The organism is Aquabacterium sp. (genome assembly GCF_044226965.1).
GTDB lineage: Bacteria > Pseudomonadota > Gammaproteobacteria > Burkholderiales > Burkholderiaceae_C > Pseudaquabacterium.
This window is the reverse complement of sequence record NZ_JBGAGA010000070.1, coordinates 19,743-31,684: the sequence shown is the minus strand read 5'-3', so window position 1 is coordinate 31,684 and position 11,942 is coordinate 19,743. Positions and strand designations below refer to the sequence as shown.

15 protein-coding genes and 1 pseudogene are annotated in these 11,942 nt (G+C 71.0%); 12 read left to right on the top strand and 4 right to left on the bottom strand.

Annotated elements, in window-relative coordinates:
* The 8 genes and pseudogenes from ACILR4_RS23540 to ACILR4_RS23505 all read left to right on the top strand — a co-directional run.
* On the top strand, positions 1-716 hold a 716-nt coding region (locus tag ACILR4_RS23540; protein WP_395703323.1), incomplete at its 5' end, for a tRNA dihydrouridine synthase.
* 7 nt (positions 717-723) lie between these two features.
* Entirely contained in the window at positions 724-960 is a 237-nt protein-coding gene (locus tag ACILR4_RS23535; RefSeq protein ID WP_395703322.1) for a Fis family transcriptional regulator, read from the top strand.
* 30 nt (positions 961-990) lie between these two features.
* Positions 991-1,115 (top strand): annotated as a pseudogene (locus tag ACILR4_RS23530) (hypothetical protein); the annotation flags it as partial.
* A gap of 33 nt (positions 1,116-1,148) precedes the next feature.
* Entirely contained in the window at positions 1,149-2,726 is a 1,578-nt protein-coding gene (purH, locus tag ACILR4_RS23525; RefSeq protein WP_395703325.1) for a bifunctional phosphoribosylaminoimidazolecarboxamide formyltransferase/IMP cyclohydrolase, read from the top strand.
* 22 nt (positions 2,727-2,748) lie between these two features.
* Positions 2,749-3,447, top strand: coding sequence for a response regulator (locus ACILR4_RS23520; RefSeq protein ID WP_395703321.1), 699 nt, complete (start codon positions 2,749-2,751; stop codon positions 3,445-3,447).
* A complete protein-coding gene (locus tag ACILR4_RS23515; protein WP_395703320.1) occupies positions 3,437-4,840 on the top strand; it encodes a sensor histidine kinase in 1,404 nt (467 codons plus the stop codon). The genes ACILR4_RS23520 and ACILR4_RS23515 overlap by 11 nt, the downstream gene beginning before the upstream one ends.
* A gap of 153 nt (positions 4,841-4,993) precedes the next feature.
* Entirely contained in the window at positions 4,994-6,238 is a 1,245-nt protein-coding gene (locus ACILR4_RS23510) for a hypothetical protein (protein ID WP_395703319.1), read from the top strand.
* On the top strand, positions 6,223-6,609 hold the full coding sequence (locus ACILR4_RS23505; protein WP_395703318.1) for a c-type cytochrome: 387 nt from the start codon (positions 6,223-6,225) through the stop codon (positions 6,607-6,609). The genes ACILR4_RS23510 and ACILR4_RS23505 overlap by 16 nt, the downstream gene beginning before the upstream one ends.
* Here ACILR4_RS23505 and ACILR4_RS23500 read toward each other — a convergent pair.
* The gene (locus ACILR4_RS23500) at positions 6,602-7,501 is read right to left on the bottom strand and encodes an NAD-dependent epimerase/dehydratase family protein (RefSeq protein WP_395703317.1); all 900 of its coding nucleotides are present in this window, start codon (positions 7,499-7,501) and stop codon (positions 6,602-6,604) included. The genes ACILR4_RS23505 and ACILR4_RS23500 overlap by 8 nt on opposite strands.
* A 131-nt stretch (positions 7,502-7,632) precedes the next feature.
* On the opposite strand from ACILR4_RS23500, the gene ACILR4_RS23495 reads away from it, so the two are divergent.
* Genes ACILR4_RS23495 through ACILR4_RS23480 form a run of 4 tightly spaced genes read left to right on the top strand, consistent with a single transcriptional unit; the run spans position 7,633 to position 10,534 of the window.
* Positions 7,633-8,256 carry a lysophospholipid acyltransferase family protein gene (locus ACILR4_RS23495; RefSeq protein ID WP_395703316.1) on the top strand — a complete coding sequence of 208 codons (624 nt, stop codon included), beginning with the start codon at positions 7,633-7,635 and terminating at the stop codon, positions 8,254-8,256.
* On the top strand, positions 8,253-9,257 hold the full coding sequence (locus ACILR4_RS23490) for a phosphatidate cytidylyltransferase (RefSeq protein ID WP_395703315.1): 1,005 nt from the start codon (positions 8,253-8,255) through the stop codon (positions 9,255-9,257). The genes ACILR4_RS23495 and ACILR4_RS23490 overlap by 4 nt, the downstream gene beginning before the upstream one ends.
* Positions 9,258-9,264: 7 nt before the next feature.
* The gene (gene ruvC / locus ACILR4_RS23485) at positions 9,265-9,813 is read left to right on the top strand and encodes a crossover junction endodeoxyribonuclease RuvC (protein WP_395703314.1); all 549 of its coding nucleotides are present in this window, start codon (positions 9,265-9,267) and stop codon (positions 9,811-9,813) included.
* A 31-nt stretch (positions 9,814-9,844) separates the two neighbouring features.
* Positions 9,845-10,534, top strand: a complete 690-nt coding sequence (locus tag ACILR4_RS23480; protein ID WP_395703324.1) for a dienelactone hydrolase family protein — start codon at positions 9,845-9,847, stop codon at positions 10,532-10,534.
* Between the two features lie 9 nt (positions 10,535-10,543).
* On the opposite strand, the gene ACILR4_RS23475 is transcribed toward ACILR4_RS23480, so the two are convergent.
* From ACILR4_RS23475 to lpxC, 3 genes are read right to left on the bottom strand one after another with little or no spacing between them, the layout of a single operon-like run.
* Complete coding sequence (locus ACILR4_RS23475; protein WP_395703313.1) at positions 10,544-10,756, bottom strand: hypothetical protein; 213 nt, start codon at positions 10,754-10,756, stop codon at positions 10,544-10,546.
* 13 nt (positions 10,757-10,769) lie between these two features.
* Positions 10,770-10,955 carry a hypothetical protein gene (locus tag ACILR4_RS23470; RefSeq protein ID WP_395703312.1) on the bottom strand — a complete coding sequence of 62 codons (186 nt, stop codon included), beginning with the start codon at positions 10,953-10,955 and terminating at the stop codon, positions 10,770-10,772.
* Positions 10,949-11,884 (bottom strand): UDP-3-O-acyl-N-acetylglucosamine deacetylase, encoded by a 936-nt coding sequence (lpxC, locus tag ACILR4_RS23465; RefSeq protein WP_395703311.1) that lies wholly within the window; start codon positions 11,882-11,884, stop codon positions 10,949-10,951. Before lpxC ends, ACILR4_RS23470 begins: the two co-directional genes overlap by 7 nt.
* Between the last annotated feature and the right edge of the window lie 58 nt (positions 11,885-11,942).

The window sequence follows — 11,942 nt, the reverse complement described above, 5'->3', positions numbered from 1 at the left end:
TGTTCGCCGGCTCGGCGCTGATGCGCAACGAGCCGCTGGCGCTGGCGATCGTCGAGGCCGTGGTGGCGCAGGCCGCGCCGCGCGGCGTGCCGGTGACGCTGAAGATGCGCACCGGCTGGTGCGACACCGAACGCAACGCGCTGACCCTCGCGCGCGCGGCCGAGAGCGCCGGCATCGCGATGCTCACGGTGCACGGCCGCACGCGCGAGCAGGGCTACAAGGGCGCGGCCGAATACGACACCATCGCCGCGGTGAAGGCCGCGGTGCGCGTGCCGGTGGTGGCCAACGGCGACATCGATTCACCGGCCAAGGCGCAGGCCGTGCTGGCGCACACGCAGGCCGACGCACTGATGATCGGCCGCGCGGCGCAGGGCCGGCCTTGGATCTTCCGCGAGATCGCGCACTTCCTCGCCAGCGGCGAACTGCTGCCCCCGCCGCCGACACGGGAGGTCAGCCAGTGGCTGGTCGAGCACCTGCACGAACACTACGCGCTGTACGGGGAGTACCTGGGCGTGCGCACCGCGCGCAAGCACATCGGCTGGGCGGTGCGCGCGCTGCCCGGCGGCGAGGCCTTCCGCGCGGTCATGAACACGCTGGACAGCATCGACGCGCAGGTGGCCGCGGTGACCACCTTCTTCGACACGCTGGCCGACACCCACCGGCTGCTGCCCCAGGGCCTGGCCGCCAACGACGACCTGCTGGCCCTCGAGGCCTGACAAGACCATGAGCAAGAAGAAGATCGAGGAGTGCATCCGCGACAGCCTGGAGCAGTACTTCAAGGACCTGCGCGGCACCGAACCGCATTCGGTGCACGACATGATCGTCGGCGTGGTCGAGAAACCGATGCTCGAGGTGGTGATGAAGCATGCCGAAGGCAACCAGAGCAAGGCTGCCGAGTGGCTGGGCATCAACCGCAACACGCTGCGCCGCAAGCTGCTCGATCACAAGCTGATCAAGTGAATTCCTTTTGTCGTTCCTGAAGTCCCGCCCATGACCACTGCCCTGCTCTCGGTCTCCGACAAGACCGGCATCGTCGACCTCGCCCGCGCGCTGCACCAGCGCGGCGTGAAGCTGCTCTCCACCGGCGGCACCGCGCGCCTGCTGGCCGACAACGGCCTGCGCCGCGCGAAGCTGCTCGTCACCCGCCCATGACCACTGCCCTGCTCTCGGTCTCCGACAAGACCGGCATCGTCGACCTCGCCCGCGCGCTGCACCAGCGCGGCGTGAAGCTGCTCTCCACCGGCGGCACCGCGCGCCTGCTGGCCGACAACGGCCTGCCGGTGACCGAGGTGTCCGAAGTGACCGGCTTCCCCGAGATGCTCGACGGCCGCGTGAAGACGCTGCATCCGCGCATCCACGCCGGCCTGCTGGCGCGGCGCGAGATGCCCGAGCACATGGCCGCGCTGAAGGCCCATGGCATCGCCACCATCGACCTGCTGGTGATCAACCTCTACCCCTTCGCACAGGCCACCGCGCGGCCCGACTGCACGCTGGAAGACGCGATCGAGAACATCGACATCGGCGGCCCGGCGATGCTGCGTGCCGCGGCCAAGAACTGGCCTGATGTCGGCGTGGTGATCGACCCGGCCGACTACGCGCAGGTGCTGGCCGAACTGGATGCCGGCGGCCTGACCCGCAGCACCAAGTTCCGCCTGGCACGCAAGGTCTACGCGCACACCGCCGCCTACGACGGCATGATCACCAACTACTTGAGCGCGCTCGAGCCCGGCGCCGAGGACAAGCCCGCGGCAGTGCCGGCGCGCGCCGAGTACCCCGGCATCTACACGCTGCAGCTGGAAAAGACGCAGGACATGCGCTACGGCGAAAACCCGCACCAGAGCGCGGCGTTCTACCGCGAGCGCCAGCCCGCGCCGGGCACGCTGGCGCACTGGCACCAGTTGCAGGGCAAGGAGCTCTCGTTCAACAACATCGCCGATGCCGATGCGGCCTGGGAGTGCGTCAAGACCTTCGACGCCCCCGCCTGCGTGATCATCAAGCACGCCAACCCCTGCGGCGTGGCCATCGGCGGCAGCGCGGTCGAGGCCTACACCAAGGCGCTGAAGACCGACCCCACCAGCGCCTACGGCGGCATCCTGGCGCTGAACGTGCCGCTGGACGCCGCGGTGGTGCAGGCCATCAACGACGCGAAGCAGTTCGTCGAGGTCGCCATCGCCCCGGTGATAACGCCCGAAGCACGCGCCATGCTGGCGGCCAAGCAGAACCTGCGGCTGCTGGAAGTGCCGCTGTCCAGGCAGGGCAACGCGCTGGACTTCAAGCGCGTGGGCGGCGGCATGCTGCTGCAGTCGGCCGACGCGAAGAACGTCACCGCCGGCGAGCTGAAGGTCGTCACGACGCTGCAGCCCACGCACCAGCAGATGCAGGACCTGCTGTTCGCGTGGAAGGTGGCCAAGTACGTCAAGAGCAACGCCATCGTGTTCTGCGGCGACGGCATGACCCTGGGCGTCGGCGCCGGCCAGATGAGCCGCGTCGATTCCTCGCGCATCGCCAGCATCAAGGCCGAGAACGCCGGCCTGTCGCTGAAGGGCAGCGCGGTCGCCAGCGACGCCTTCTTCCCGTTCCGCGACGGCCTGGACGTGGTGATCGACGCCGGCGCCAGCTGCGTCATCCAGCCCGGCGGCTCGATGCGCGACGCCGAGGTCATCGCCGCGGCCAACGAGCGCGGCATCGCGATGGTGTTCACCGGCATCCGCCACTTCCGCCACTAGCCACCCGCACGGGGCCGGCGCCATGCGCGTGCTGCTGGTCGAGGACAACGCCACGCTGTGCACCGCGCTGAGCGACGGCCTGGGCCAGGCCGGCCTGGTGGTGGACGCGATCGGCGCGGCCGAGCCGGCCGATGCCGCGCTGCGCAGCACCGCCTATGACCTGGTGATCCTGGACATCGGCCTGCCGCGCATGAGCGGGCTCGATCTGCTGCGCGCGATGCGCGCGCGCGGCCAGGACGTGCCGGTGCTGATGCTCACCGCGCGCGACACGCTGGAAGACCGCGTGCGCGGCCTGAACGAGGGCGCCGACGACTACCTCGTCAAGCCCTTCCTGATGCCCGAGCTGGTGGCGCGCTGCCAGGCCCTGATCCGCCGCAGCCGGGCCGCGGCCAGCTCGGTGCTCGACTTCGGCCCGCTGCAGCTGGACCTGGGCCGGCACGTCGCCCGCATGGCCGGCCGCGAACTACCGCTCACCCCGCGCGAGTGGGACCTGCTGCAGCACCTGATGCTGGCCGCGCCCAACGTCGCGCCGAAGCAGAAGCTGACCGACAGCCTGAGCGCCTGGGACAAGGAGATCACGCCGAACGCCGTGGAGATCTGCGCCTCGCGCCTGCGCGCCAAGCTCGACGGCAACGGCGTGCTCCTGCGCAGCGTGCGCGGGCTGGGCTACCGGCTCGAGCTGGCCACCGGGCGGCCCGACCCGGCCGGCGATGCGGGCTGAGCCGCAGGCCCGCGCCGGGCCTCCGCTGACCCGGCGCCTGCTGCTGGCGCTGCTGCCGCCCTTGACCGTGCTGGCGCTGATCGGCGCAGTGATCGACTACCGGCAGGCGCACGCGCTGGCCGGCGCCGCCTATGACCAGGCGCTGGCCAACACCGCGGTCGGCCTGGCGCTGCAGATCGAGAGCGACCCCGACAACGACAGCCCCGTGCACATGGCCGCGCTCGCCGCCGAGGTGGCGCGCCGTCGCCCCTCGGGCTTGCTGGCTTTCGTCGCGCTGGCCGAGGACGGCCATGTGCTGGCCGGCGACCTGGGTCTGCTGCCGCTGCTGGAACCCGCGGCACCCGCCGCGAACCCGAGCTTCCGCGACGCGCGCTACCAGGGCCGTGACGTGCGCATGGTCAGCTACCAGCACCAGGGCCACGAGGGCCGCGCACGCATCGTCGTCGCCGAGGACCAAGAACGGCGCCGCAGCGCCGCGCGCGATGCGGTGCGCGCCGGGCTGGGCTCCGACGCCGCGATGGTGCTGGCCGTGCTGCTGGTGGTGACCCTGGGCGTCAAGCGCGGCGTGCGGCCGCTGCAGGACCTCGGCCGCCAGGCCGCGGCCCAGGAGATCGGCGACCTGCGGCCGCTGCATGCGCCCGATGCGCCGCGCGAGATCCGGCCACTGGTGCGGGGGATCAACCAGCTGATCGAGCGCCTGCGCATGGCGCACGAGGCGCAGCATGCCTTCCTGGACGCCAGCGCGCACCAGCTGCGCACGCCGCTGGCCGGCCTGCAGGCGCAGCTGGACGTGCTGTGCCATGGCAGCCAGGGCAGCCCGATGCAGCAGCGTCTGGCCGCGCTGCAGGCCTCGCTGCAGAACTTGACGCATGTCACGCAGCAGATGCTGGCGCTGGCGCGCACCGAGGCCGCGCGCGACGAATCCACCGACGACAAGCGCAGCGCCGTCGACCTGCAGGAGCTGCTGCAGAACCTGGCCTCCGACACGCTGGACGCCGCGCTGGCCCGCGGCATCGACCTCGGGCTGGAGACCGCGCCCGCCCAGGTGACCGGCCTGGCCTGGATGCTGCGCGAGATGCTGCGCAACCTGCTGGACAACGCGCTGCGCCATGCGCCGGCCGGCTCGCCGGTGACGCTGCGCTGCGGCCCGCTGCCCGGCGGCGGCGCGTTCGCCGAAGTCGAGGACCAGGGTCCCGGCATTCCTGACGCGCAACGTGAGCGGGTGTTCGAACGCTTCGTGCGCCTGTCCGACACCTTCGACGGCAGCGGCCTGGGCCTGGCCATCGTGCGCGAAGTGGCCGATCGCCACGGCGCGCGGGTGCAGCTGCTGCCGCGGGCCGGCGGGCCGGGCACCCTGGCACGCGTGGAATTCCCTGCCGCGCCCAGGGCCTGAGCCGGCTGTCAGCGTTTTGAAGGCCAGGGCCGGCGAGCATGGTCCTCACCTCGGCTACCCCCGCTGTCCCCCATGGCCGCACCCGCTGTCCCCGTCCTGCCGCGCCATCCTTGCCCGATGGGGCGGTGGCGCCGGTGCCTGCCGACCGCCGCCGTGGCTGCGGTGCCGGCCGCGTTGCTGCTGCTGGCCACGGTGCCCAGCCGCGCGGTGCCGAGCTTCGCGCGCCAGACCGGCATGGAATGCGCGGGCTGCCATGTCGGCGCCTTCGGCCCGCAACTCACGCCCGCGGGCATCCGCTTCAAGATCGGCGGCTACACCGACAGCGACGGCAAGGCCGGCAAGCTGCCGCTGTCGGCCATGATGGTCGGCAGCTACGCGCACACCCGGGCCGACCGCGAGCCCGCGGCCGAGCACCTGAAGGCCAACGACAACGCCACGCTGGACGAGGCCTCGGTGTTCCTCGCCGGTCGCCTGGCCGGGCAGGTGGGCAGCTTCGTGCAGGTGACCCACAGCGGCATCGACCACGGCACCGTGCTGGACCAGCTGGATCTGCGCTGGGCCCGGCCGGTGCAGTGGGCCGGCAAGCCCAGCCTCGTCGGCGTGTCGGTCAACAACAACCCCTCGGTGCAGGACCCGTTCAACACGCTGCCGGCCTGGTCCTTCCCCTTCTTCGGACCGGAAGCCGGCTTCGGCACTGGCGAAGCCGCCAGCCTGCTCGACGGCGGCCTCGCGCAGCGCGTGCTCGGGGCCTCGGCCTACGCGTTCTGGGACCAGTCGGTCTACGCTGAGCTCGGCAGCTATCGTTCGCTGTCGCCCAGCCTGCAGCGCAAGCTCGGCGCCGGCGAAGATGCGCAGCGCCTGGGCGGCAACGCCTACTGGCGCCTGGCGTACTTCAAGGACCTGAAGGGCAGCAGCTTCTCGCTCGGCACCTTCGGCTGGCACGCGGCGCTGAGGCCCGACCGCGAACCGGGCACGCCGGCCGACCGCTTCAAGGACTGGGGCGTCGATGCGGCCTACCAGTTCCTCGGCACCCGCGAGCATGTGTTGACCGCCAGCGCCAGCCACCTGCGCGAGCGGCGGACGCCGGGCGACGGCGGCGAGGCGGCCACGCTGCGCCAGAGCCGGCTGGCCGCGAGCTACCACTTCCGCAACACCTGGGGCGCCAGCGTCGGCCTGTTCGACACGCGCGGCAACGACCCCTCGGCTGCCACCAACGGCCAGCTGTTCCAGCTGGACTGGACGCCCTGGGGCAAGGAAGACGCCGAGCCGCCGAGCTTCCTGAGCCTGGTGAACCTGCGCGTGGGCGCGCAGTACTGGCGCTACGGCAGGTTCGAGGGCGAGCGTGCCGGCGCATCCGCGCACAACACGCTCGGGCTGTTCGCATGGCTGGCGCTCTGACCCCGCGCCGCCGCGCGCTGCTGGCCGCCGGCGCGGCCCTGCTGCTGGCGGGGCACGCCGGCCTGGCCGCCGCGGCCGATGGCGCCGACCTCTTCGCCACCCATTGCGCCGAATGCCACAGCCTGCGCGAGGGCCGGGACAAGGTGGGTCCCTCGCTGTTTGGCATCAACGGCCGGACGGCTGCGGCCAGCGCGGGCTTCGCCTATTCGGAGGCGATGCGGCGCAGCGCCATCCAGTGGAATGGCCTGACGCTGGACGCCTACCTCGAGGCACCGGCCGCGCGCGTGCCCGGCAACCGGATGGGGTTCGGCGGCCTGCCCGATGCGGCCGAGCGCAAGGCGCTGATCGCCTACCTGGCCGGCATCAAGTAGCCGCGCCGGCGAGGTCGCTCATCTTGGGCGGCAGCACCTCGGACGACTCCTCGTCCAGCTGCTTCAGCACGGCCTCGAAGCCGTGGCGCGAGCGCCAGCCGAGCTCGGCCTCGGCCCGGCGCGGCACGTAGACGCGGTCGATCGCCGCCGGCAACGGCCAGCCCCGCGCCGCGAAGGTCTGCACCAGCGCCGGTGCCCGCTGGCGCAGCACGGCCGGCGCATCGCGCATCAGGCCTTCGGCGTCCTCGGGTTCGAAGGGCGTGGCGGCGGAGACCACGCACAGCCGGCTGGTGGCAGGCGGCTTGTGCAAGGCCCGCGCATGCGCCTCGGCCACGTCGCGCGCGTCGATGCCACGGTGCAGCCGGTACAGCGCCATCAGCGGTGCGGGCTCCGGGAAACAGCGACTCATGCGCAGCACGCTGACCCTCGGGCCGCCGCTGCGCGCGGCATGCAGCAGCAGCTGCTCGGCATCGATCTTGGTGCGGTGGTACACGGTGCGCGGCGCCGGCGGGGTGTCCTCGGTCAGCCAGGCGGCCTCGCCTTCGCGCGCCGAACCGGTGCCATAGAGCGCGGTGGTGCTGGTGAACACGATGTGCGGCACGCCGCACTTCTGCGCCGCCTGCAGCACGCGCTGCGTGCCGCCGACGTTGATGCGCTCGAACACGGCCTCGGGCACGCGGTCGACATGCGGCGCATGCAGCGCGGCCACGTGGACGATGGCGTCCATGCCCTGGGCCGCGCGCTCGAGCAGCTTCGCGTCGGTGATGTCGCCCACCAGGTCGGCCGTCGACGAGGGCGCGCGGTCGAGGCCAGTCACCTCGTGCTCGCGCATCAGCCGCACATAGAGGGCCCGGCCGACGCGGCCCGAGGCTCCGGTGATCAGCACTCGCATGGGAGGCGATTGTGCGTCGGACCCAAGGCAACACCCAACGTAAGATCCCGCCCCATGATGCCCCCAAGCTCACTGCGTTCGCTGCCCCCCGAGGGGGCGCTCCGCACCTTCGGACCGGCCGGGCGGCGCGGATGACCCGTGCCGAGGCCATGGGCCTTTTGCTATCGAGCGTTGCCCGCCTGATCACCGGCGCGCAAGGCCACTGGAAGGGATGCCCGCCGAAGGCCGAGCAGCGCATCTATTTCGCCAACCACCAGAGCCACCTCGACTGGGTGCTGATCTGGGCTGCCCTGCCCAGCGAACTGCGCGCGGTGACGCGGCCGATCGCCGCGAAGGACTACTGGACCTCCAGCCCGTTCAAGCACTGGATCACGCGCGAGGTCTTCAATGCGGTGTACGTGAACCGCCAGCGCACCGATGACCAGGACCCGCTGGAGCCGCTGGTCGAGGCGCTGAAGCACGGCGACTCGCTGGTGATCTTTCCCGAGGGCACGCGCAGCAACAAGGGTCTGCCGCAGGCCTTCAAGAGCGGGCTGTACCACCTGGCCGAGCAGTTCCCGGGCGTGCAGTTGATCCCGACCTGGATCGACAACGTGCAACGGGTCATGCCCAAGGGCGAGGTGGTGCCGGTGCCGATCCTGTGCACCGTGACTTTCGGCGCACCGATGACGCTGCAGCCGGATGAGGACAAGCGGGCCTTCCTGACCCGGGCGCGCGATGCGGTCGTGGCGATGAAGCCGGGAGGCACCGCATGATCGAGACGCTGCGCATCCTCTTCGACCCGCTGCGCCAGCTCGACGGCGGCCAGCAGGTGCAGCTGCTGTTCGTGGTGCTGTTCGGCGTGCTGCTGCTGGTGTCGGCCATCGCCTCGCTGCGCACCGTGCGCGACGACGGCAGCGCCGACACCGAGGTGCTGATGCTGCGCTTCCAGCGCGAGCTGCGCGCGGTGTGGGTCAGCGCGGTGATCTTCTGGCTGGCCTGGGTCTCGGGCGCGGCCGGTGCCACGCTGCTGTTCGGCCTGATCTCGTTCCTGGTGCTGCGCGAATACATCACGCTGCTGAAGACCCGCGCCAGCGACCACCGCAGCCTGCTGCTGGCCTTCTTCGTCGTGCTGCCGGTGCAGTTCGTGCTGGTGGGCATCGGTGAGTTCGGGCTGTTCTCGGTGTTCATCCCGGTCTACGTGTTCCTGGCCATCCCGGTGGTCAGCGCGCTGGCCGGCGACCCCGAGCGCTTCCTCGAGCGCAACGCCAAGATCCAGTGGGGCATCATGGTCTGCGTCTACGGCCTGTCGCATGCGCCGGCGCTGCTGCTGCTCGATTTCAAGCAGGCCGCCGGCCGTGGCGCCTTCCTGCTGTTCCTGCTGGTGATGGTGACCGCCATCGGCCAGATCGCGCAGGAGCTCGCCAGCCGCCGGCTGCGGCGCCGGCCGGTGGCGCGCCACATCGACCGCTCGTTCTCGTATGCGGCCTTCGGCATCGGCGTGGCGGTGGCCGCGGTCGTCGGCGTGCTGCTGGCCTGGACCACGCTGCCGATCAAGGTGCCGCAGGCGCTGGTGATGTCGCTGATCGCCGCGGCCTCGGGCACGCTGGGCGAGTTCGTGATGCGCGCGCTGAAGAAGGACGCCGGGGTGCGCCACTGGGGCAATGCGGTATCGGTCACTGGCGCGGTCGGCCTGCTCGACCGCGTGGCGCCGATCTGCTTCTCGGCGCCGGTGTTCTTCCATTCGATCGTCTGGTACTTCCACCTGCGGCCCTGAACGCGACGTGCGCATCCTCGGCATCGACCCCGGCCTGCAGCGCACCGGCTTCGGCGTGGTGGAAGTGGACGGCCCGCGCCTGCACTACGTGGCCAGCGGCACCATCAGCACGCTGGAAGCCGAGCGCGGCAACCTGCCCGGGCGGCTGAAGATCATCTTCAGCGGCGTGGCCGAGGTGATGGCGCGTTATCAACCGCAGGCCGCCTCGGTGGAGATCGTCTTCGTCAACGTCAACCCGCAGAGCACCCTGCTGCTGGGGCAGGCGCGCGGCGCCGCGCTGGCCGCGCTGGTGCAGGGCGAGCTGGCGGTGGCCGAGTACACCGCGCTGCAGATGAAGAAGGCGGTGGTCGGCCACGGCCTGGCCAACAAGGCACAGATCCAGGAGATGGTGATGCGGCTGCTGAAGCTGCCCGGCCTGCCCGGAAGCGATGCCGCCGATGCGCTGGGCCTGGCCATCACCCACGCGCATGCGGCGCGCAGCTTCGAGGCGATGTCAAAGGCCACAGCCTTGAAGCCGCGGGCCCATGCGCAGTACAAACGAGGCCGCAGCTACTAACGCCACCAGGAGCCCGACGATGAGCACCCCCGTGATCAACCAGTGGATCGAACTCGACAGCGAAGGCCGCTACAGCGGCTATCTGGTGCTGCCGCCGGCCGGCAACGGCCCGGGGCTGCTGCTGTTCCAGGAGATCTTCGGCGTCAACCCGCACATCCGCGCGGTGGCGCGCCAGCTGGCGATGGACGGCTTCGTGGTGCTGGCGCCCGACATCTTCTGGCGCCAGACGCCGCGCGTCGAGCTCGGCTACGAAGGCGAAGAGCTCCAGATGGGCATCCAGATGGCCGGCAAGCTGCAGCCGGCCGAGTTGCTGGCCGACATCCAGGCCGCCGCGGCGGCGCTGCGGGCCCGGCCCGAGGCCGCGGGCCGCAAGCTCGGCGCCATCGGCTACTGCATGGGCGGCCGGCTGGCCTTCAATGCCGCGGCGGTGGCGGGGCTGGATGCCGCGGTGTGCTACTACGGCGGCGGCATCCACAACCAGCTCGAGATCGCCGAGCGCATCCCCTGCCCGGTGCAGTTCCACTACGCCGAGCACGACGACAACATCCCGCTGGCCGCAGTGGAGAAAGTGCGCGCGGCGATGGGCAGCCGCGGCGAGGTGCACGTCTACCCCGGCGCCCGCCACGGCTTCAACTGCTGGGCGCGTGCGTCCTACCACGCCCCCAGCGCGGCGCTGGCGCATGGCCGCGCGCTGCAGTTCCTGGCGCAGCAGCTGTTCTAGCGCCGCAGGTCAGTGGATCAGCGCGCGGATGCCGTCGATCACGCGCTTGAAGACCCAGATGTTGAAGGTGCCCAGCGCGATGACCACCGCCCAGCGGTACAGCGCCACCGCGCGCTCGCGCGGCACGTGCTCGCCGGTGCTGATGTGCAGGAAGAAGAAGAAGCCCGAGGCGAAGGCCGTGGCCACGAAAAGGATGCCGCAGATCCAGTAGATGACCGTCATCGTGGCCGCGACTCTACAGCAGCATCGGCAGCCGTTCGAGCACCAGCACCGCGAAGAAACCCGCGGCGGCGATCAGCGCCCACTTCAGCAGCAGCAGGCCGCGCTTGCGCCAGATGCGCTGGCCACTGGCCACCGACAGCGCGAAGCACATCAGGCTGCCCAGCAGCAGCAGGCCGAAGATGAGGCGGAAGATCACCATGCCGGGGCCAGTTCGGCGAAGCCGGCCGGTGCCCGGGCCTCGTCCTCGAAGGTGACGTATTCCCAGGCCGTGACATCGGCCAGCAGCTTGCGCAGCAGCAGGTTGTTCAGCGCATGGCCGCTCTTGAAGGCGGTGTAGCTGGCCAGCATCGGATGGCCCGCGTTGTACAGGTCGCCGATCGCGTCGAGCATCTTGTGCTTGGCGAACTCGTCGTCGTAGCGCAGGCCTTCGGCATTGAGCACGCGGTAGTCGTCGACGACGATCGCGTTGTCCATGCTGCCGCCCAACGTGAGCCCGCGTGAGCGCGCGGCCTCCACGTCCTTGGTGAAGCCGAAGGTGCGGGCGCGCGCGATGTCGCGCTTGTAGCGGCCCGAGCCCATGTCGAAGGTGGTGCGCTGGCCGGTGGCGTCCACCGCCGGGTGGCCGAAGTCGATCTCGAAGGTCAGGCGGAAGCCGTGGTACGGATCGAGCCGTGCCCACATCAGGCGGCTGCCCTCGCCCTGGCGCACTTCCACGGTCTTGAGCACGCGGATGAACTTCTTCGGCGCGTTCTGCAGCGCGATGCCCGCGCTCTGCAGCAGGAACACGAAGCTGGCGGCGGAGCCGTCGAGGATGGGCACCTCGTCGCCGGTGATGTCGATGTACAGGTTGTCGATGCCCAGCCCGCAGCAGGCCGACATCAGGTGCTCGATGGTCTGCACCTTCGGCGCGCCGGGGTCGCCGCCGGCCGAGATGGTCGAGGCCAGGCGCGTGTCGCTGACCGAGTCGAAGCGCACCGGAATGTCCACCGGCTGCGCCAGGTCGACGCGGCGGAACACGATGCCGGTGTCCGGCGCGGCAGGCCGCAAGGTCAGCTCGACCTTCTGGCCGCTGTGCAGGCCGACACCGACCGCGCGGGTCAGCGACTTCAGGGTGCGTTGCTGGAGCATTCCGTCATTGTCGGCGTTTCTGTCGCGACGGGACCCTGCGGGGCCTTGCGGGGACGCA